Genomic DNA, 18,713 nt, shown 5'->3' on the forward strand with positions numbered 1-18,713 from the left:
AGACGACGATCATGCCCAACACCCACCTGACGCGCCTTGCCCGCCTTGGCGTCTGTGCGCTGGCCCTGACGGCGATGAGCGCGTGCGCGGTACGTGACCGCGCCAGCTATATCGGCCAGCCCCCGCCTTTGTCTCCGCTGTCGGCGGACGCGGCCATTCGCGGTGTCGGCATTACCGAACAGCATGGCGCGGCAAGCGAGCGCCAGATGGAGGCCCTGCAGGCCGCCATCGCCGCCCGCCAGAACGATACCGGCAATCTGAACTCGCTGTGGCGGTCGAACTCGTCCACCTTCTTTGGTGATCCGCGTGCGGCGCGCGTGGGGGACATTCTCACCGTCAACATCAATATTGCCGATCGCGCCCAGGTGAACAATCAGACCAACCGCTCACGCGTGACAGCCGAAAGCGCCGGCATTCCCAATTTCTTCGGCGGAGAAGCGGCCCTCGACGGCTTCTTCAACGACGCCGTTGACCCGGCGAACCTCGTCAATATGGGATCGAACAGCTCCACGCGCGGCGCCGGGTCGGTCAACCGCTCCGAGACGATCCGCCTGACGGCCGCCGCCATCGTGGTGGACGTTCTGTGGAACGGGAACATGATCGTGCATGGGCGTCAGGAAGTGCGGATCAATAACGAAGTACGCGAGCTTCTGATCTCCGGCATTGTGCGCCCGCAGGACATTGCCTCGGATAACACGATCGACCATTCCAAGATCGCCGAAGCGCGCATATCCTACGGTGGCCGCGGCCATATCTCCGAGATGCAACGCCCGCCGGTCGGCCAGGAGATCTACAATCTGCTCTGGCCCTTCTAGAAGCGCGCCCTGAACCGGAAAATGCTAACACTTTGCTCATCATTCGGCTCCTAGGATAACGCCCGGGCGAAAGCTCGAAGGGGGCCGAATGACTGGGCGTTTCTCATATATTACAAGGATGCTGGAACCCGAACGGGTGATGTATGTCCGCGTCTTTGGCGTCAACCGGCCCGATATAAGCCGTGACCGGGGCGGCATGCTGCTCGACCGGGTTGCCAGGGGCGGCGTCAACGCCGTCATCTTCGACTACCGGCGCATGCTCTACACCCATGACACCTTCCAGATCGGCACGCTCGCCGGACGGGTCGCCGGGCGTCTGCCGGCGGGCTTTCCCGTCGCCTATGTCCTCGCCCGCCAGCATGCCGGCTTTGTCGTCACCCTCATGCGGACGCTGACGCGCAAGGGCATCATCACCGAGCCCTTCGCCAGCCACCGCCCGGCCATCGCCTGGGCAAGCGAACAGGTGAGGATCGCCCAGCTTGCCGCGGTCACACACCATGAAAGCCCGGTCCTGCATGCCCGCAGCGCCTGACGCTTCCGACCTCAACATCGAACGCTTCGAGCTAGAGGACGCAAACGTGTTCTGCGCCCGTCTGATCGGCACTCACCGCGTGAAGGACAGCCTCATCAACGCGCAGCGGCTTTCAGAGCGCGTCGTGCGCGAGAACCGCGATGCCATCATTCTCGACTACACCCAGTGCAAGCTGGAGCATTCGCTGGAAGAGTTCATCAAGATCGGGGAGCTATTCGTCCAGCATATGCCGGCGCATGTGCGCATCGGCTATGTCTACGGCCCATCCAACATGATGCACGCCGCCTACATGACGAAAATGCTGCACAAGGCGGGATTCAAGGCACGCGCCTTTGACAACTGGGACGATGCGGAGCGCTTCGCGCGCGGAATCGACTGAGTATCAGTCGTCGCGATGCACGCGCTCCGAGCGCTCATGGCGCTCCTGGGCTTCCAGGCTGAGGGTCGCCACCGGGCGCGCGTCCAGACGGGCCAGCGAAATCGGCTCCCCGGTCTCGTCGCAATAGCCGTACGTGTCTTCCTCAATCCGGCGCAGGGCCGATTCGATCTTGGCGATCAGCTTGCGCTGGCGGTCGCGGGCGCGAAGCTCCAGCGAACGGTCCGTCTCGGTGGATGCGCGGTCAGCCAGGTCAGGCAGTGCGCCGATATCTTCCTGCAGGGCATAGAGCGTGGTCTTGCTCTCCCGCAGGATCTCGTCTTTCCACGCCATCAGCTTGCGGCGGAAATATTCCTTCTGCCGGGGATTCATGAAGTCCTCGTCCTCGCTGGGACGATACCCCTCAGGCAGCTCGATCTTGGATTCAAACGCGCTCATACGACCGCCTCCATGACGCTCACGCCCCTGCCCATGAGCGCGGCGGAGAATATCGGCGCAACTCATCAAGTCAACGACGCATGACCGTTGCGGCGCAAGTTTGATGCCAATGTGAAAACATTATGACTTACAGGCACTAATGCTCTGAGATGCGCACGGTCAGGCGTCGTATTTGGCCAGCTCGACCGCTGCGCGCGTCTCAACTTCGTCCAGCATGGCTTCCAGACGCGGGTCGGACACCGACTCGCGGCGCGCCTTGAGCACGTCCATGAGGCGGACCAGTTTGGAGCGCGGCACGCCGCCTTCCAGCAGGGCGATTTTCAGATCGTCGAGCACATCGAGCAGGCTGAAGGCACGCTCGGTAGCACGCTGGCGCGCACCGGCCTCGTCGTGATCGCCCTGCAGCGCCAGAAGCGCCTCAACCGATCCGACCGACGCGACCGGCCCAGTGCCGGCAATGCTCGAAGATGCCGGGGCTGGCGCCGGCGAGGCAGGCGCGAAGCTGCCAGACCCGCCTTGCGTGCGGCTGGTGCGCTTCGGGGCGCTGGTGCTCTGGGTCCCGCCAGGACCGGTGATCTTCATCGGTCGAGCCTCTTCGACAGGTTTATCAAACGCAAATTGCTTAAGCTTGCTTAACAGACCCTTAAACCGCTTCGCGCGCCCGGCAAAATCTTCCCGGCAGCCCGCGTGCCGTCATGGTTTTGCCGCCCGCCTGGAAAAGCGGCCTCTTATATATCAGTGCATTAGCGCTACTGAAGCTGGCACGCATTTCGCATGGTTAACGCGCGAACAGACACCCAGGCGGAGAACCGCGCCCGATGATGATCCGGATTATCACTGTCCTTGCCCTCGGCCTGGCGCTCTGCGCGCCGGTTCACGCCAATCCGCGTATCAAGGATATTGCCGATATCGAGGGCGTCCGGGACAACCAGCTGGTTGGCTATGGCCTCGTGGTCGGCCTCGACGGTTCGGGCGATACGCTGCGCAATTCGGCCTTCACCCGCCAGTCGCTGAACTCGCTGATGGAGCGCTTCAACGTCAATATCCGCGATGCGGATTTGCGCACCGGCAATGTCGCCGCCGTGCTGGTGACGGCGCATCTGCCGCCGTTTGCCACGCAAGGTTCACGCATGGATGTCACCGTGTCGGCCATGGGCGATGCCAGCAGCCTGCAAGGCGGCGTTCTGATCGCCACGCCGCTAATGGGCGCTGACGGGCAGGTCTACGCGGTAGCGCAGGGCTCTATCGCGGTCGGCGGGTTCACCGCGCAGGGTCAGGGCGCCAGCATCACGCGCGGCGTGCCAACCAATGGCCGCATCTCCAACGGCGCGATCATCGAGCGCGAGCTGCGCTTTGACCTCGCGAGCCGCGACGAAATCCGCCTCGCCTTGCGCAATCCCGATTTTACCACAGCGCGCCGCATGGCCGACGCCATCAACGCCTATATCGGCACCGGCACCGCCCATGCCAGCGACCCGGCAACCGTCGTGGTCAGCCGCCCAGCAAGCTTTTCCGGCGATATGGTCGGCTTGGTGGCTGATGTAGAGCAGCTGCGCGTCGCCGCCGATATGCGCGCGCGCGTTGTCATTGATGAGAGCACCGGCACCATCGTGATGGGCGAGAATGTTCGCGTTTCCACCGTGGCCATCGCGCAGGGCAATCTCACCATCACCGTCAGCGAGACCCCGATTGCCAGCCAGCCGGGCGCCTTCTCCGAAGGCGAAACCGTGGTTCTGCCGCGCACACAGGTTACCGCCGAGGAAGACTCCATGCAGCTGGGCGTGCTGCAGGGCTCAGTGTCCTTGCGCGAGCTGGTGGACGGGTTGAACGCGCTGGGCGTCTCGCCGCGCGACATGATCACCATCCTGCAGACCATCAAGGCAGCAGGCGCCCTGCAGGCCGAGATCGAGGTGCTGTGATGGATGATTTCCTCGCCAGTCAGGTTCAGGGCGCTTTTCAGACCCGCGAGCCCTCCCTGCCCGGCACCGGCGGCATCACCAATGCCGAACAGGCGCGCCGCGTCGCCGAGGAGTTTGAGGCGGTCTTCCTGGCCCAGCTCATGGAACAGATGATGGGCGAGAGCACACAGAGCGAGATGTTCGGCGGCGGGCCGGGCGAGAGCGCCTTCCGGGGCATGCTCAATGAGGAATACGCGAAAGTAATGGCGCGCGCAGGGGGCATTGGCCTGGCCGATGATCTGGCCCGCGAGATTCTGCGCCTTCAGGAAGCAGGAGCATAGCCATGAGTGAACTGGCCGCCAAAACCCCTGCCGAGCGCGCAACCGCTCTGGTCCGCCTGACGGCGCGCCTGACCGAGCTATTTGATACCGAGACTGCCCATTTCGAGGCGCGCCAGCCGCACAAAGCCTTCGATCTGCAGGACGAGAAGATGCAGCTGGCCAATATCTACCGGCGCGAAACCCAGCTGGCCGCCAGCGATCCGGAACGTCTTTCGGGGCTGGAACCGGCGCTCAAGGCGTCCTTGCGGGCAAACGTGGAAAAGCTGGACGCCGCCGTGCAGCGCAATGGCGTTGTGGTCGAAGCGCTCAAAGACATTACCGAGGGGCTGGTAAAGTCCATTGCCGACGAAGCTGTCCGCCAGAAGGCGCAGAACGCCGGCTATGGCCCGCAATCGGCGCGCGCAAGTCAGATAGGCGCGATAGCCGTCAACCAGAGCGCCTGATGCAAGAAAGCCTCAAGTCTGAGGGGTCAGCCGCGCCTCTGCCTCACTGCGCGACAGGCCGGCAATGCGCACCGTCTTTATCCGCGCGGTATGACCTGAAACCAGCTCCAGCGCGGATTTCGGCACGCCCAGCGTTTTGGCCAGCAATTTGAGAACTGCCATGTTGGCCGCGCCCTTGTCCGGCACGGCGCGCACGCGGATTTTCAGATAAGCCAGCCCGTCGGCGCGGGTCTCCACGCCCTCTATCGTGTCTCTGGAGGCGTTCGGCGTAACACGAAGGCGAAGGATTGCTCCTTCGCCTTCATCGCTTATCCAGTCTGCGTTCAACGCGCTCAGGCCGGGCCGGGCCTGGGCTCCATGCCGCCGGGCGCAGACACTTCATCCTCGTCCTCATCATCGATGACCGGCACCGCACTATCGGGCGTGGTGGGGCCTTCGCCGGAGGCGGGGATGTCGGTATTGCGCACTGGCGGCTTGCCATTGAGCAGATCGGTAATCTCCTCGCCGGACAGCGTCTCGTATTCGAGCAGGCCCTGCGCGATGGCTTCCCAGTCCTTGTTGTACTCGGTGAGGATGCGGCGCGCCTCGTTAAGGCCGCCTTCGACCAGACCCTTCACCTCGCGCTCGATCTTGGCAGCCGTCTCGGCGGACACAGTGCGCGATTGCTGGACCAGTTGCTGGCCAAGAAACACATCGCCCTGATTGTCGGCATAGTCGATGGGACCCAGCTCTTCAGAGAAGCCCCATTGCGTGACCATGGCGCGGGCGAGGCGGGTTGCCTGCTGGATGTCGCTAGCGGCGCCCGAGGTCACATTGTCCTTGCCAAATTTCAGCTCCTCGGCGATGCGTCCACCCATCATGATGGCCAGACGGCTCGTCATTTCCTGATGGGTCATGGACAGCTTGTCGCCTTCAGGCAGCTGCATGACCATGCCGAGCGCACGCCCGCGCGGAATGATCGTCGCCTTGTGCACCGGGTCAGCAGCCGGCACTTTCAGCGCCACAATGGCGTGACCGGCCTCGTGATAGGCGGTGAGTGTCTTTTCCTTCTCGCCCATGACCATGGAGCGGCGCTCCGGCCCCATCATCACCTTGTCCTTGGCTTCTTCGAACTCGGCCATGGAGACAAGACGGCGATTGCGGCGCGCCGCCAGCAGGGCCGCCTCATTGACCAGATTGGCCAGGTCCGCGCCGGAAAAGCCCGGCGTGCCGCGCGCGATGACCTTCGGATCCACATCAGCGGCCAGCGGCACGTTGCGCATATGCACTTTGAGGATTTTCTCGCGGCCCGTGATATCCGGGTTCGGCACAACAACCTGACGGTCGAACCGGCCCGGACGCAGCAGCGCCGGGTCCAGCACGTCCGGCCGGTTGGTGGCCGCGATGAGGATGATGCCCTCATTGGCTTCAAACCCGTCCATCTCGACGAGAAGCTGGTTCAGCGTCTGCTCGCGCTCATCATTGCCGCCACCAAGGCCGGCACCGCGTGAACGGCCCACCGCGTCGATCTCGTCGATGAAGATGATGCAGGGCGCGTTCTTCTTGGCCTGCTCGAACATGTCACGCACGCGGCTGGCACCGACACCGACGAACATTTCGACGAAGTCCGAACCGGAAATGGTGAAGAAGGGCACGCCCGCCTCACCGGCAACAGCGCGCGCGGTCAGCGTCTTACCCGTACCCGGAGGGCCGATCAGCAGCGCGCCCTTGGGGATCTTGCCGCCCAGACGCTGGAATTTGGAGGGGTCTTTGAGAAATTCGACGATCTCGGAAAGTTCTTCCTTGGCCTCGTCAATGCCCGCCACGTCATCGAACGTGACCCGGCCGGTTTTCTCGGTCAGCAGCTTGGCCTTGGACTTGCCAAAGCCCATCGCGCCTTTGCCGCCGCCCTGCATCTGGCGCATGAAGAAAATCCACACCCCGATCAGCAGCAGCATCGGGAACCAGCTCAGCAGGATGCCAAAGAGGTTCATGCCGCCTTCGGCCGGCGCGCGGGCGGTAATCTGGACATTGTTCTGGCGCAGCGCATCGGTCACGCGCGCATCGGCAGGCACTTCGGTGCGGAACGCCTGACCGCCACTCAGCTCGCCCGTGATGGACTGGCCCTCAATGGTAACCTCGCGGACGCGGCCCGCCTCCACATTGTCCATGAACTGGGTGTAGGTAAGCTCATTGGTCTGCGCGGCCGGGCGCGGCCCCTGGAGGATGTTGAACAGGGCAACCAGCAATACCAGCAGGATCGCCCACACCATGATATTACGCAAATTCATCAACTTACCTTTCGCCGGGCCTGCATGCCCGCTTCAAGTCCGGTAACCTCTGCGCCATGTCTGGCACCAAGCATTGACCTCAATATTGGACGGCGTACGCGTTTTCGCCAGCCCTGCGCGGCCAGCTGCCGCACATCATACACTGTTTTCGCCTGCCGTGCCGTTTGCGGACACACCCAGCAATCCCTCCAGCCGGTCTGCAATCAGTGCGCCAGCCGCGCCGTCTCCCGGCGGTGTCTCCAGCCCGGCAATCACGCTGCGCCCTTCGCTCTCGATAACCGCCAGAGATGGCCGCAATCGGGCAGGCACGCCCTCCACGACGCGGTTTTGCTCCAGCAAAGGCTTCACGATCAGGGGCGCCGAGCCTGCGCACACCAGCATCCGGCCATCAAACACGCCGCAATCACCCGGTTTTACATGCAGCGCGCCAACGCCCCGGCGTCCATCGGCGCGCCCCGCCACAGCGCCCGGATCACGCCCGATCACGCCCTCACGCGTCAGCAATACGCCCGCAGCGCTGAACGCGCGGCCCGCTTGCAATGCGTCCAGCAGGCCGGAGACATTGTCCGGCCCCGGCATGGCCTGTTCACCGCTGACCGCCAGTATCAGCGCCTCGCACGCCCGCAAGCCCGCCTCGCGCGGGGCGGCTGCCAGACGCCCGCCATCCAGCGCTGCACCGCCCCAAGGCAGGATATCGGCGATAGCGGCCAGCAGCTGACGTGCTGCGCGGCGTGACGCCCGGTCTGCCGCCAGCGCCGCATCGTTGAGCGCAAGAAGCCTCCGCCCCGCCTGGCTGGCGGGCAGCGGCGCAGCGGCCCGGATGCGGACCCGCTCGAACGCGCGATTGGCGTTGGAGGGGTCGTCCACCCAGTCCACGCCTTCACGTTTGAGATAGTCGCGCAAGGCCGCCCGCGATACGCGCACCAGAGGGCGCGCCAGGCGTACGCCCCGCCCCTGCGGCCAGGCCGGGCTGGGACCGGACTCTCCCATCGCGGCGAGCGCGCGCCAGCCAGCGGCGGTACGCGACAGGCGCATCAGAAGCGTTTCGATAACATCGTCTGCGGTGTGCGCGAGAAACAGGCTGCTTGCACCGAGCTGGCGCGTTGCATCAGCCAGAAGCCCATGGCGCGCGCGCCGGGCGGCGCCCTGTCCGGGGGCGGGTGTATTCCAGACGAGAATGTGCGCTTTTGCGCCCAGCGCCTCGGCCCGCTGAGCCACCAGAGCGGCTTCGTCTGCGCTCTCCGGCCGCAAGCGATGATCTACGATGAGGGTATGAAGTTCGCGGCCTGAACGGGCCGCCTCGCCCGCCATCAGGCAGGCCAGCGCCATGGAATCGCCCCCGCCCGACAGAGCCAGCACCAGCGGACCTGCCGGGCACAGGCGCGAAACCGCGCGTGCGCCCTCGGTAAGGTCAGACTCTAGCGGCACCCTGCCCGCGAACGCTCCCGCTCGGCGCGCTGGCGCGCATCCGCGCCGGCATTGGGGTATTCCTGGGAGAAGGAGCCAAGCACGTTGCAGGCGGCGGCCCGCTGGTCCATCGCCGCCAGTGATGCGCCCAGACGCACCAGCGCATCGGGTCCGCGCTCACCGCGCCGGTCAGCGCGCAGCGAGGACATATAGGCGTCTGCCGCGTCCTGATAATCGCCTTGGGCAAAATGGGTTTCACCCAGCCAGTACCATGCCTGACCGGTCATCGGATGTGCGGAATAGACCTCGACAAAACTGGCAAAACGTTCCTGCGCACCGGCAAAATCACCGTCGAGAAGGCGTGAGCGCGCACGCGCAAACGCTTCATCAGGATCAGACGGGGCAGAGGCCGCTTCGCGGCTGGAGGATTCTGCAGCACCGGAAGACGCGGCCGCAGCCTCCGCGTCTGCGCGTGTGGCCGGCAGATTGCTGCCCTGAAGGCTCAGGGGCCGCGTCGCGGCGGCACGCGCATCCGCATGGGGGTTGTCCGGATCGGTGACGGCCAGTTCGCCATCCTCGCCGGACAAAAGGCGGCGCATGGCGGTGTTGAGCCGGTCGACTTCCTGACGCAGGCGCCGGTTCTCGAAGGTCAGCGTTTCCAGCTCACCGGTCAGGGAGCGCTGCTCGCGCTCCAGCGCCTCGACCCGCATTAGCAGGCTTTCGGCCACCGGATCACCGGCGAGCGATTGCTGCTCCATCTCGTTCAGGCGCGCCTCTATGGCGTCCATGCGCATGGTCAATGCCCGGCTGGACTGGGCATGGGCCGTCCCCGCAAGGAGACCAAAGCCAATCAGGAGAGAAACGAGCCAGCGCATGCCATCACCTCTGGAAAACAAAATCCATCACCAACCGGAATCGCGCGTCAGCCGCGCCCGGTCAAGGGCCAAGCGTGACGAATGCAAGGGGCGAAATTGCGGCATGGCCTGTCTGGCCCGGCCGGTCTGCGCCCCTGCGGGCAGACCCCGGACATAGTAAAGGCCCGCCAGCATGACCGGAAGATCATGCCGGCGAGCCTTTAAGCTCCGCAGTGGCAACGGGGTTACCCGTTGACTAGGACAGGCCCTAGGACACCGCGCCAGAGGTCACGACAGTGATGCCGTTCCGGTTCTGGGCCCAGCACGATTCCGTGGACTGGGTGCAGGACGGACGCTCTTTGCCGTAAGAGACTGTCGAGATGCGCGAGGCGTCGACGCCCTGGCTGACCAGGAAGTCACGCACCGAGTTTGCACGGCGGGCGCCAAGCGCGAGGTTGTATTCACGCGTACCGCGCTCGTCGCAATTGCCGGCGATGAGGATGCGGGTGCCGGGGTATTGGGCAAGCCACGCAGCCTGACGGCGCAGGGTTTCGCGCGAGGCGTTGTCCAGATCGAAGCGGTCGAGACCGAAGAAAACGCGGTCGCCCGCATTCTGTTCGAAGTCCGCGATCGAACCGGGCACAGGGCCGGTGGTGCGGGTGTCGGTGGCGCCGCCAGTATTGGTTTCCGGCACGACCGGGGTTTCATCCGGGCGGCTGGCGCAGGCGGTTACGAGAAGGCTGCACGCTGCCAGAGCAGCGAACGGAGCGAGTTTCATCGGAGCTAAGTCCCTCAATAGTGTCCGTGCAGCACGCCTGCACGGCCTGTTCCTCCATACACCACATTCGAAGGCAAATCGATATGGGTGCGCGAACTATTTTCTGCTGCCAGATCAATCCAGCAGTGGCGACCAGGCAGCATCGGACGCGGCCCCCTGGGTAGGCAGCCGGCGCAGGTTGAACCCGCCCAGATCCACGCTCCAGATCGCGTAGCGCGTCCCGGTCGTGGAATAGTCGCCACGCGTAAACAATAGCATGCGGCCATTGGGCGACCAGGCAGGTGTATCTACAAAATACCCGTCATAGAGAATGCGTTCCTCACCAGAGCCATCGGCACGCATCACGCCCAGCGAGAACATCGAGCCCTGCTGCTTGATGAAGGCGATCAGATCACCGCGCGGAGACCAGACCGGGCTGGTATAGCGGCCCGGCCCGAAGCTGATCCGGCGCTGGTCGGTGCCGTCAGCGTTCATCACATAAATCTGCGGCTGGCCCGAACGGTTTGAGGCGAACGCGATCTGGCGGCCATCGGGCGAATAGGTCGGCTCGGTGTCATCAGACGGATTGCTGGTCAGCTGGCGCAGCGCGCGCGTGCGCAGGTCAAATCCGTAAAGATCATGGCGGCCGCGGCGCTCAACCGACATCACAAGCTCACGCCCATTGGGGTGGAAGCGCGCCGAGAGAGACTGCCCGCCGCCGGTGATGGCTGCATTGCTGCTGTCAAACAGCGCTTCCTGACGGCCGGTCTGCAGATCGTAGAGATAGCTGGTCGCCTGCAGGTCACGGAATGAGACATAGGTGATCTGCTGGCTGGTCGGGGAGTAGTTGGGCAGGAGCGCCATATAGGAGCGGTCAGTCAGAAAGGAGGGATTGGCCCCGTCCTGATCCATGATGACCAGGCGGCGCGTCGGCTCGCCATCCGGCCCCTCGCCTTCGGACACATAGACGATGCGCGTGTCGAAAAAGCCGCTCTCGCCGGTAAGCCGCTCATAGACCGCGTCGGAAACCTTGTGAGCCAGGCGGCGCCAGTTTTCCGGCACCGAGGTGAACTGCATGCCCAGAAGCTGCTGCTCGGCAGCCGTGTCCCAGAGACGGAAAGCCACCAGCAGCCGGCCCTGATCGTCAATGCTGACCCGGCCGACCAGAAGGGCGGAGGCATTGATGAGCCGCCAGTCGGCAAAACGGGGCCTGAGATCGATATTGGTGATGTCCTCGATAAAGGCGTCCTGGGACACGGGCGCAAACAGGCCCGAATTGGCCAGGTTATTGGTCACCACCCGCGCAATGTCGACGCCCGTCTCGGCGCTTTGCGCGTCCTGCGCAATGAAGTCGGTAATCGCGATCGGGAAAGGATCGACATTGCCGTCTGTGACGGTCACGACAAGCGGGCTGCCCGACTGGGCAAGCGCAGGCGCCGCAAGCGCTGCAATCATGGCGAACATGGCGGCTAGGCGGGCCAGAAAACGCATCTGTTAGCTCCTGTCGTTCAGGCGGTTTGTGTTTGTACCATAACTACCGATTGGACGGCTCGAAATTGACCGTAATGCGGCGCCATTGCTGATACTGGCCGGCGGGCATGGTGTAGGGCGCACATTCGATCACGGCGCGCACAGCCCGCTCACCGGCGAGGCGCATATAGGGGTTGGGCGAACCGAGAACGCGGTTGGCATCGACCAGCCTTGGCGGCGCGCTCAATGACCCGTCGCGCTCCAGCTGCACCTCAACCGACACGCGCAAGGAAGCAGGGTCCGGCGCATCGGAGGGTTCACGCCAGCAGCGCGAAGTCTGGCTGCGGAAGAGATCGGACATGGTAGCCGTCATCGCCGTTCCGGCCCCGGCGCCCTGGCGGGTTTCACCCTCGTCGGCGGGCCGGTTCTGCGCGCTCTGCTGGCGCGAACGGTCCACCAGGCTGGAGAGCGCATCCAGATCAAGCCCCTGCTGCTGTTGCGGCTGGGGACGCGGCTGCGGGCGCTGCGGCTCAGGTTGAGGTTCAGGCTGGGGCGGAACGGGGTCGGGTTCCGGTTCGCGTACCGGCTCCGGTTCGGGTTCGGGCTGGGGCTCTTCGCTGGGCGGCAGCGGAATGGGCTCAGGTTCGGAAACCTGCGGCTCTGGCTCTGGTTCGGGCGCTACGGGCTGCGGGCGCTCGATCACTTCCGGTTCGGGTTCCGGCACCGGATCGGGAGCCGCCGCGCGTATATTGGTCGTGTCCGCCAGCGTTACCAGCTCGACGGGAACCAGCACGCTCTCACTGTCGAGCTGGCTGGCAGAACGGGGAAAATAGATGAACGCGCTCGCAAACAGCGAGAGGTGCAGCACCAGCGATAGGATGAAGCTGGCAAACGAGCGCATGACGCTTAAAAAACGCTTTCCTGCTACTGGTTCAACGGATCGGTCACAAGACCGATATTGGCGTAGCCAGCCGATGACACGCGCGCCATCACGCGCATGACCTCACCATAGCCCACCGCCTCGTCCGCGCGGATATAGACCCGCGCCTCAGACCCCGTCCGCGAGATCGCCTCCAGACGCGGCACCAGCTCGTCAAAGCCGACCCGCGTTTCCTGCAGGAAGATCGAGCCATCGGCCTGGATGGTGATGGTCAGCGGCTCTTCCGACGTGGTCATCGCCCGCGCTTCGGTGTCGGGCAGGTTCACATCCACGCCGACGGTCAGCAGCGGGGCTGCGACCATGAACACGATCAGCAGCACCAGCATCACATCGACGTAAGGCACGATGTTGATCTCTGCCTTGGGCTTCCAGCGGCGGCTGCTCCTGCGGCCGCCCATATCGACCGGACCGGCCATCTATCCCTCCCGCGCTGCGAGGGCGGACAGATCGTCGACAAAGCCTTCCAGCCGGACGGCGTATTTGGCGAGCTGGGAGGAGAGCGCGTTGAAGAAAATCACCGCCGGAATGGCAGCCACAAGGCCCAGACCCGTTGCAAACAGCGCCTCTGCGATACCCGGCGCCACGACGGCCAGATTGGTGTCGCGCGATGCGGCGATGGAGCGGAAGGAGTTCATAATCCCCCACACCGTGCCGAACAGGCCGATAAAGGGCGCGGACGAGCCGACAATGGCGAGAATGCCAAGACCCTGCTCCATCCGGGTCAGCTCCCGGTTGGCCTCTGCCCCGCCTGAGCGCGCGACAGAGAAGCTGTCCCAGTCACGCAGCGCAGCGGCCAGCACCCGGCTGAACGGGTCTTTGGGGTTGCGCGCATAGCGGTTAGCGAGATCGTCAATCGAGCCGCCAGCCCAGAAATCGTCCTCGAAGCGGGCTGCCTGCGAGGCCGCCTTGCGGAACTGCAGGAATTTCTCGATGGCCACCGCCCATGACCAGACGGACATGAACAGCAAGATCGCCATCACCGCCTTCACGATGATATCGGCGCGCATGAAAAGGTAGAAAATAGTCAGTTCCTGCGCTGGCTGGGCCAGCTCTACGGCGACGCTATCCATGGCGGTTCCCTCACACTCCCGGCAAACGGATGAGCACGTTGCTTAGCCGCGCGCAAAACACAAGCCAAGCCTGACACGCTCAAAACCCGCCCTCACATGTTCCCGGCGAACTTTCTCTGATCCGATTGGGGCGATTTGAAGGAGGAAGGGTTAAGGGCGCGTTGGAATTTGCAGTGGGGGTGAAAGCAGCCCTCGTCCTTCGAGACGGCCTGACGGCCCCTCAGGATGAGGGCTTTCATTGCGCTTTTCCCTCATCCTGAGGGTGAGCGATAGCGAACGTCTCGAAGGATGAAGGAGTCAGCCCGCCCCCACGCGTCCCAGCGCATCCTTCAGGCCCGCAGGCAAGCGCTTGGGGCGGCCCTCCATATCGATGCAGACCGCTTCCACCTCGGCGCTGGCGAGTAAAACCCCGTCGCGCGTGATCGCCTGCTCGATCTGCATGCGCACGCCGGAGAGGCTGGCGAAACGGGTTTCCACGGTTAGCGCGTCATCGATGCGGGCGGGGGCGTGATACTCCACAATCACCTTGCGCACCGCAAAGCCCAGCGGCGGATCGGCTTTTAGAAGCTCGGCATGACTGAGGCCCGCCGTACGAAGCGCATCGGTACGCCCGCGCTCGAAGAATTTGAGATAGTTCGCGTAATAGACGATGCCGGTAAAATCCGTGTCCTCGTAATAGACCCGGACGGGGAGATAATGCGCGCCGCCCTGCCAGCGTCCGGCCTCCGGCGCGCTCATTTATCGCCCCCAAAGAGGTCCGGCGAAGTGCGCGGCGGCTCCAGCCCCATATGCGTCCAGGCGCGCGGGGCGGCGATACGGCCGCGTGGCGTGCGCTGGATGAAGCCCTGCTGGATCAGGAAAGGCTCGACCACTTCTTCGAGCGCATCGCGCGCCTCGGCACAGGCAGCCGCCAGCGTCTCCACGCCCGCAGGCCCGCCGGCAAAGCCTTCGATGAGGACGCGCAGATACCGCCGGTCGAGGCTGTCGAGACCGACCTCGTCCACCTCAAGGCGTTTCAGGGCCAGGTCGGCGACCTTCGCCGAAATGCTGGTCTCGCCATCGGCCTCGGCAAAGTCGCGCACCCGGCGCAGCAGGCGGCCTGCCACGCGCGGCGTGCCTCTGGCGCGGCGGGCAATCTCTCGCGCGCCGTCTGGCTCTATGGCCGCGCCGAGCTTTCCGGCGGCGCGGGTGACGATGCTGGTCAGTTCCTTCTCGCCATAAAATTCCAGCCGCACCGGCACGCCGAACCGGTCGCGCAGGGGCGTGGCAAGAAGGCCTGCCCGCGTGGTCGCGCCAACAAGCGTGAAGGGCGGCAAATCGATGCGCACCGTGCGCGCGCTAGGCCCTTCCCCGATCACAAGGTCCAGCGCGAAATCCTCCATGGCGGGGTAGAGGATTTCCTCCACCACCGGCAGCAGGCGGTGGATTTCGTCGATGAAGAGCACGTCGCGTTCTTCCAGATTGGTGAGGATCGCGGCGAGATCGCCTGCACGCGCGATGACGGGGCCGGAAGTGGCGCGGAAATTGACGCCGAGCTCTCGCGCCACGATCTGCGCCAGCGTGGTCTTGCCAAGCCCGGGCGGGCCGGAAAGCAGCACGTGATCAAGCGCTTCGCCCCTGCTGGCGGCAGCGCTCACGAAAACTTTGAGATTATCGATGGCCGCGCGCTGGCCGACGAACTCGTCAAAGCTCAAAGGGCGCAGCGCCTTGTCGCGCCCGTCTCCGGGCGCGGGTTCGGTCGAGATGATGCGGTCTGCGTCGGTCATCGCATCCCTCTCTTTCCTCCCCCGTTCACGGGGGAGGTGTCAGCGTAGCTGACGGAGGGGGGAGCTTTCTTGAACAATCCCCCCCTCGGCCTTTCAGGCCACTCCCCCCGTAAACGGGGGGAGAAAAAGCATGTGACGCCCCTCACCGTGCCAGCTCCTTCAGAGCGGCGCGGATCAGCATGGTCTCGCCGGCTTGGGGGTTGGCGGTGATGGCGAGCGCGACCGCGTGGCGCGCTTCACTCTCGCCATAGCCCAGATTGACGAGCGCGCTGATCGCCACTTCGCGGGCATCGTCATCTTCGGTTTCGGGAGCGGCTGCGGGCGTGGCAACAACCGCCGGAGTGTCGCCATCGGACAATGCCTCCACAAGGCTCTCAGAGTCCTTCTGGGAGCGCCGGCGCGCAGGCGGCGCCTTGCCCTTCAATTCCACCGCGATGCGCTCAGCGAGCTTTCTACCCACCCCCTTGGCGCGTTCAAAAGCCGACGCATCGCCGAGCGCCGCCGCGGTCTCGATGCCCGAAGCCGAAACGGCATCCAGCAGCGCCAGGGCGTGCTTCGCGCCAACGCCCTGCACACCCTGCAGGCGCACGAACCAGGCGCGTTCCGCTTCGGTCAGGAAGCCGAACAGCCGGAACGCATCCTCGCGCACATAGGTCTCGATATGCAGGGTGATGCCGGTGCCGAACTCCAGGCGCGAGCGCGCGCGGCTGCCAAGCGAGACGAGATAGCCCACCCCGCCGACATCGATGACGGCATCCTCATCGCCGAGCGCCACCACCACGCCTTTGAGCATCCCGATCATGCGCTCATCCTCGCTATCGAACCGCGATGATGCGCATGACAGATCGCCACCGCCAGAGCATCGGCGGCGTCCGCCGTGGCGCGGCTGCCCGGCAGGATGACGGCGATCATGGCGGCCACCTGCCCCTTCTCTGCCGCGCCTGTGCCGACGACAGACTTCTTCACCAGACGCGGCGCATATTCGGCAACGCTCAAACCCGCCCGCGCGGCAGGCAGGATCGCGGCTGCGCGCGCCTGCCCCAGCTTCAGGGCTGTGCCTGCGTTCGCGCTGACGAACTGGTCTTCTACCGCCGCCTCATGGGGCGTGTACTGCGCCACCAATGCCTCCACGGCGGCAAAGATCGCTTCCAGACGTTCAGGCAACGGCGCTTTCACCGGCGCCTTGATGACGCCGTGGGCCACCAGAGACAGGCGCGTGCCGGTCTGGTCGATCACGCCCCAGCCGGTGGCCGCAAGGCCCGGATCAATGCCAAGAATGCGAATCGTCTGGCTCATCGGGCGAGCATACAGGATTGCCCCCGCCCTTCGAGCGTCAGACCCGCTTGAGCGCTTCCTCGACGACACGCTCCGCCGTGATGCCAAAATGCTCATAGAGCTGTTCGGCAGGTGCGGACGCGCCAAAGCCTGTCATGCCGACAAATCCGCCCTCGCGGCCAATGATGGCATCCCAGCCCCAGCGGATTGCAGCTTCGACGGCGACGCATGGCACGCCGTCCGGCAGGATCGAGGCGCTATAGGCATCATCCTGTTTGAGGAAGCGCTCCAGAGAGGGCGCACTAACCACGCGCGCCTTCACGCCCTTGTCGGCCAGCATGTCACGCGCCTGCACGGCCAGTTCCACTTCGGTGCCGGTGGCGATCAGCACAATTTGCGGCGCACCGCCTTCGGCCTCGCGCAGCACATAGGCACCGCGTGCGGAGAGGTTTTGCGATCCGTCATCCTCGCGCAGATGCGGCACACCCTGACGCGACAGGGCGAGGATGGCCGGGCCGTCATTGCGCTCCAGCGCGCAGGACCAGCTTTCGGCTGTCTCCAGCGCGTCGCAGGGCCGCCAGGTTTCAACACCCGGAATGGCGCGCAGGGCCGAGAGGTGCTCGACCGGCTGGTGGGTCGGGCCGTCTTCGCCCAGCCCGATGGAATCGTGGGTCAGCACATAGATGACGCTCTGGTTCATCAGCGCAGACAGGCGGATCGCCGGGCGGCAATAATCAGAAAAGATCAGGAAGGTGCCGCCATAGGGCGTGATCCCGCCATGCAGGCTCATCCCGTTCATCGCGGCGGCCATGCCATGCTCGCGCACGCCGTAATGGATGTAGCCGCCGGAGAAATCGTCAGACCTGATGATGGCCTGCGAGCTCGCCTTGGTCAGGTTCGAGCCCGTGAGGTCTGCCGAGCCGCCGATCAGCGCGGGATAGTCCGCCGCAATCGCTTCGAGCACCTTGCCGGACGCGGCGCGCGTAGCGAGCTTGGGCTTTTCGGCCACCACTTTGGCAATGTGCGCCTTCAGCGCTTCCTGCGCGGCCTTTGGCACGCCGCCGGCCATGCGCGCGATGAAGGCATCGCGCACATTCGATGCCGCCAGACGGTCATTCCACGCCTTGCGGGCGGCGGCGCTGCGCGTGGCCATTTCCTGCCAGTCGGCATAGATGTTTTCCGGCACCTCGAACGGGCCGTGCTCCCAGCCGAGCGCCTTCCTTGCGCCTTCGATCTCTTCTGCACCCAGCGGCGAGCCGTGCGAACCGGCAGTGCCCGCCTTTTTCGGTGCACCATACCCAATCGTGGTGCGGCAGGCGATCAGGACCGGGCGGTCACTGGCTTTGGCGCGCGTCAGCGCCGCGTCCACTGCTGCGGGATCATGGCCATCGACGCTGAGCGTATCCCAGCCCGCCGCTTCAAAGCGCGTCTTGTGATCGACCGTATCGGAGAGCTCGGTCGAGCCATCAATGGAGATGGAATTGTCGTCCCACAGCACAATGAGGCGGTTGAGTTTCAAATGGCCTGCCAGCGAAATGGCTTCCTGGCTGATCCCCTCCTGCAAATCGCCGTCTGATGCGATCACCCAGGTATGGTGATCGACCAGCGCATCGCCGAAATGCGCATTGAGGATACGCTCGGCCAGCGCCATGCCGACAGCGGTGGAAATGCCCTGCCCCAGCGGGCCGGTGGTGGTTTCGACGCCGGGCGTGTGGCCGAACTCCGGGTGGCCGGGCGTTTTCGAGCCGAGCTGCCGGAAGTTTTTCAGCTCATCGATGGTTACCCCGTCCACCCCGATCAGGTGCAGGATGGAGTAGATGAGCATGGAGCCATGGCCCGCCGACAGCACGAACCGGTCCCGGTCGGGCCATTGCGGATCAGCCGGATCGAACTTGATATGCTTGCCCCAGAGCACCGCCGCCGCGTCGGCCATGCCCATCGGCATGCCCGGATGGCCGGACTTGGCCTTCTCGACAGCGTCCATCGACAGGGCCCGGACCGCATTGGCCATCGGACGGATACGGTCAAGATCAGGAGCGGTCATGGGGATGGGCCTCTGGT

General features: G+C 64.7%; 22 protein-coding genes. 6 read left to right on the plus strand and 16 right to left on the minus strand.

From position 1 onward, the window contains the following. Positions 1 to 11 precede the first annotated feature (11 nt). The 3 genes from flgH (at position 12) to AB6B38_RS08215 (ending at position 1,726) form a co-directional block, all read left to right on the plus strand. On the plus strand, positions 12 to 815 hold the full coding sequence (flgH, locus tag AB6B38_RS08205) for a flagellar basal body L-ring protein FlgH (protein WP_371392366.1): 804 nt from the start codon (positions 12 to 14) through the stop codon (positions 813 to 815). Between the two features lie 88 nt (positions 816 to 903). After that, complete coding sequence (locus tag AB6B38_RS08210) at positions 904 to 1,347, plus strand: hypothetical protein (protein ID WP_371392367.1); 444 nt, start codon at positions 904 to 906, stop codon at positions 1,345 to 1,347. Next, positions 1,331 to 1,726, plus strand: coding sequence for a hypothetical protein (locus AB6B38_RS08215; protein ID WP_371392368.1), 396 nt, complete (start codon positions 1,331 to 1,333; stop codon positions 1,724 to 1,726). Before AB6B38_RS08210 ends, AB6B38_RS08215 begins: the two co-directional genes overlap by 17 nt. A gap of 3 nt (positions 1,727 to 1,729) precedes the next feature. On the opposite strand, the gene dksA is transcribed toward AB6B38_RS08215, so the two are convergent. Both dksA and AB6B38_RS08225 read right to left on the minus strand, forming a co-directional pair. Beyond that, on the minus strand, positions 1,730 to 2,161 hold the full coding sequence (dksA, locus tag AB6B38_RS08220; protein WP_371392369.1) for an RNA polymerase-binding protein DksA: 432 nt from the start codon (positions 2,159 to 2,161) through the stop codon (positions 1,730 to 1,732). 159 nt (positions 2,162 to 2,320) lie between these two features. Beyond that, on the minus strand, positions 2,321 to 2,743 hold the full coding sequence (locus AB6B38_RS08225; RefSeq protein ID WP_371392370.1) for a flagellar assembly protein FliX: 423 nt from the start codon (positions 2,741 to 2,743) through the stop codon (positions 2,321 to 2,323). Between the two features lie 239 nt (positions 2,744 to 2,982). Here AB6B38_RS08225 and AB6B38_RS08230 point away from each other — a divergent pair, with 239 nt between their 5' ends. Genes AB6B38_RS08230 through AB6B38_RS08240 form a run of 3 tightly spaced genes read left to right on the plus strand, consistent with a single transcriptional unit; the run spans position 2,983 to position 4,843 of the window. Next, entirely contained in the window at positions 2,983 to 4,080 is a 1,098-nt protein-coding gene (locus AB6B38_RS08230) for a flagellar basal body P-ring protein FlgI (protein WP_371395081.1), read from the plus strand. Then, on the plus strand, positions 4,080 to 4,400 hold the full coding sequence (locus AB6B38_RS08235) for a rod-binding protein (RefSeq protein ID WP_371392371.1): 321 nt from the start codon (positions 4,080 to 4,082) through the stop codon (positions 4,398 to 4,400). The genes AB6B38_RS08230 and AB6B38_RS08235 overlap by 1 nt, the downstream gene beginning before the upstream one ends. A 2-nt stretch (positions 4,401 to 4,402) precedes the next feature. Then, positions 4,403 to 4,843 (plus strand): flagellar basal-body protein FlbY, encoded by a 441-nt coding sequence (locus AB6B38_RS08240; RefSeq protein ID WP_371392372.1) that lies wholly within the window; start codon positions 4,403 to 4,405, stop codon positions 4,841 to 4,843. 12 nt (positions 4,844 to 4,855) lie between these two features. On the opposite strand, the gene AB6B38_RS08245 is transcribed toward AB6B38_RS08240, so the two are convergent. From AB6B38_RS08245 to tkt, 14 genes are all read right to left on the minus strand, one after another. Continuing rightward, on the minus strand, positions 4,856 to 5,170 hold the full coding sequence (locus AB6B38_RS08245) for a DUF167 domain-containing protein (RefSeq protein ID WP_371392373.1): 315 nt from the start codon (positions 5,168 to 5,170) through the stop codon (positions 4,856 to 4,858). Positions 5,171 to 5,175: 5 nt separating this feature from the next. Next, positions 5,176 to 7,113 (minus strand): ATP-dependent zinc metalloprotease FtsH, encoded by a 1,938-nt coding sequence (gene ftsH / locus AB6B38_RS08250; RefSeq protein WP_371392374.1) that lies wholly within the window; start codon positions 7,111 to 7,113, stop codon positions 5,176 to 5,178. Between the two features lie 135 nt (positions 7,114 to 7,248). After that, positions 7,249 to 8,541 (minus strand): tRNA lysidine(34) synthetase TilS, encoded by a 1,293-nt coding sequence (gene tilS, locus AB6B38_RS08255; RefSeq protein ID WP_371392375.1) that lies wholly within the window; start codon positions 8,539 to 8,541, stop codon positions 7,249 to 7,251. Further along, positions 8,532 to 9,395, minus strand: coding sequence for a tol-pal system protein YbgF (ybgF, locus tag AB6B38_RS08260; RefSeq protein WP_371392377.1), 864 nt, complete (start codon positions 9,393 to 9,395; stop codon positions 8,532 to 8,534). Before ybgF ends, tilS begins: the two co-directional genes overlap by 10 nt. Positions 9,396 to 9,642: 247 nt before the next feature. Further along, a complete protein-coding gene (gene pal / locus AB6B38_RS08265) occupies positions 9,643 to 10,152 on the minus strand; it encodes a peptidoglycan-associated lipoprotein Pal (protein ID WP_371392378.1) in 510 nt (169 codons plus the stop codon). 114 nt (positions 10,153 to 10,266) lie between these two features. Next, the gene (tolB, locus tag AB6B38_RS08270) at positions 10,267 to 11,622 is read right to left on the minus strand and encodes a Tol-Pal system beta propeller repeat protein TolB (RefSeq protein WP_371392379.1); all 1,356 of its coding nucleotides are present in this window, start codon (positions 11,620 to 11,622) and stop codon (positions 10,267 to 10,269) included. A gap of 43 nt (positions 11,623 to 11,665) precedes the next feature. Further along, the gene (locus tag AB6B38_RS08275; protein ID WP_371392380.1) at positions 11,666 to 12,502 is read right to left on the minus strand and encodes a hypothetical protein; all 837 of its coding nucleotides are present in this window, start codon (positions 12,500 to 12,502) and stop codon (positions 11,666 to 11,668) included. 23 nt (positions 12,503 to 12,525) lie between these two features. Next, positions 12,526 to 12,957 (minus strand): protein TolR, encoded by a 432-nt coding sequence (gene tolR, locus AB6B38_RS08280; protein WP_371392381.1) that lies wholly within the window; start codon positions 12,955 to 12,957, stop codon positions 12,526 to 12,528. Next, positions 12,958 to 13,611 (minus strand): MotA/TolQ/ExbB proton channel family protein, encoded by a 654-nt coding sequence (locus AB6B38_RS08285; RefSeq protein ID WP_371392382.1) that lies wholly within the window; start codon positions 13,609 to 13,611, stop codon positions 12,958 to 12,960. It lies immediately after the preceding gene. Between the two features lie 297 nt (positions 13,612 to 13,908). Then, a complete protein-coding gene (gene ybgC / locus AB6B38_RS08290; protein WP_371392383.1) occupies positions 13,909 to 14,349 on the minus strand; it encodes a tol-pal system-associated acyl-CoA thioesterase in 441 nt (146 codons plus the stop codon). After that, the gene (ruvB, locus tag AB6B38_RS08295; RefSeq protein ID WP_371392384.1) at positions 14,346 to 15,377 is read right to left on the minus strand and encodes a Holliday junction branch migration DNA helicase RuvB; all 1,032 of its coding nucleotides are present in this window, start codon (positions 15,375 to 15,377) and stop codon (positions 14,346 to 14,348) included. Before ruvB ends, ybgC begins: the two co-directional genes overlap by 4 nt. 142 nt (positions 15,378 to 15,519) lie before the next feature. After that, complete coding sequence (ruvA, locus tag AB6B38_RS08300; protein ID WP_371392385.1) at positions 15,520 to 16,179, minus strand: Holliday junction branch migration protein RuvA; 660 nt, start codon at positions 16,177 to 16,179, stop codon at positions 15,520 to 15,522. Beyond that, positions 16,176 to 16,673, minus strand: a complete 498-nt coding sequence (ruvC, locus tag AB6B38_RS08305; protein WP_371392387.1) for a crossover junction endodeoxyribonuclease RuvC — start codon at positions 16,671 to 16,673, stop codon at positions 16,176 to 16,178. Before ruvC ends, ruvA begins: the two co-directional genes overlap by 4 nt. 37 nt (positions 16,674 to 16,710) lie before the next feature. Continuing rightward, complete coding sequence (gene tkt, locus AB6B38_RS08310; RefSeq protein WP_371392388.1) at positions 16,711 to 18,696, minus strand: transketolase; 1,986 nt, start codon at positions 18,694 to 18,696, stop codon at positions 16,711 to 16,713. Positions 18,697 to 18,713: the final 17 nt, after the last annotated feature.

Origin of the sequence: Glycocaulis abyssi, from assembly GCF_041429775.1 — a bacterium.
In the GTDB taxonomy this organism is placed as follows: domain Bacteria; phylum Pseudomonadota; class Alphaproteobacteria; order Caulobacterales; family Maricaulaceae; genus Glycocaulis; species Glycocaulis abyssi.

Bases quoted from the DNA above. Each gene is read 5' to 3' on its own strand.
- tkt (WP_371392388.1), bottom strand. From the start codon at position 18,696: ATGACCGCTCCTGATCTTGACCGTATCCGTCCGATGGCCAATGCGGTC.
- ruvA (WP_371392385.1), bottom strand. From the start codon at position 16,179: ATGATCGGGATGCTCAAAGGCGTGGTGGTGGCGCTCGGCGATGAGGAT.
- flgH (WP_371392366.1), top strand. From the start codon at position 12: ATGCCCAACACCCACCTGACGCGCCTTGCCCGCCTTGGCGTCTGTGCG.
- AB6B38_RS08275 (WP_371392380.1), bottom strand. From the start codon at position 12,502: ATGCGCTCGTTTGCCAGCTTCATCCTATCGCTGGTGCTGCACCTCTCG.
- AB6B38_RS08215 (WP_371392368.1), top strand. From the start codon at position 1,331: ATGCCCGCAGCGCCTGACGCTTCCGACCTCAACATCGAACGCTTCGAG.
- dksA (WP_371392369.1), bottom strand. From the start codon at position 2,161: ATGAGCGCGTTTGAATCCAAGATCGAGCTGCCTGAGGGGTATCGTCCC.
- AB6B38_RS08230 (WP_371395081.1), top strand. From the start codon at position 2,983: ATGATCCGGATTATCACTGTCCTTGCCCTCGGCCTGGCGCTCTGCGCG.
- pal (WP_371392378.1), bottom strand. From the start codon at position 10,152: ATGAAACTCGCTCCGTTCGCTGCTCTGGCAGCGTGCAGCCTTCTCGTA.
- AB6B38_RS08225 (WP_371392370.1), bottom strand. From the start codon at position 2,743: ATGAAGATCACCGGTCCTGGCGGGACCCAGAGCACCAGCGCCCCGAAG.
- ruvC (WP_371392387.1), bottom strand. From the start codon at position 16,673: ATGAGCCAGACGATTCGCATTCTTGGCATTGATCCGGGCCTTGCGGCC.
- ybgC (WP_371392383.1), bottom strand. From the start codon at position 14,349: ATGAGCGCGCCGGAGGCCGGACGCTGGCAGGGCGGCGCGCATTATCTC.
- AB6B38_RS08240 (WP_371392372.1), top strand. From the start codon at position 4,403: ATGAGTGAACTGGCCGCCAAAACCCCTGCCGAGCGCGCAACCGCTCTG.
- ruvB (WP_371392384.1), bottom strand. From the start codon at position 15,377: ATGACCGACGCAGACCGCATCATCTCGACCGAACCCGCGCCCGGAGAC.
- ftsH (WP_371392374.1), bottom strand. From the start codon at position 7,113: ATGAATTTGCGTAATATCATGGTGTGGGCGATCCTGCTGGTATTGCTG.
- tolB (WP_371392379.1), bottom strand. From the start codon at position 11,622: ATGCGTTTTCTGGCCCGCCTAGCCGCCATGTTCGCCATGATTGCAGCG.
- tolR (WP_371392381.1), bottom strand. From the start codon at position 12,957: ATGGCCGGTCCGGTCGATATGGGCGGCCGCAGGAGCAGCCGCCGCTGG.
- AB6B38_RS08210 (WP_371392367.1), top strand. From the start codon at position 904: ATGACTGGGCGTTTCTCATATATTACAAGGATGCTGGAACCCGAACGG.
- AB6B38_RS08235 (WP_371392371.1), top strand. From the start codon at position 4,080: ATGGATGATTTCCTCGCCAGTCAGGTTCAGGGCGCTTTTCAGACCCGC.
- ybgF (WP_371392377.1), bottom strand. From the start codon at position 9,395: ATGCGCTGGCTCGTTTCTCTCCTGATTGGCTTTGGTCTCCTTGCGGGG.
- AB6B38_RS08285 (WP_371392382.1), bottom strand. From the start codon at position 13,611: ATGGATAGCGTCGCCGTAGAGCTGGCCCAGCCAGCGCAGGAACTGACT.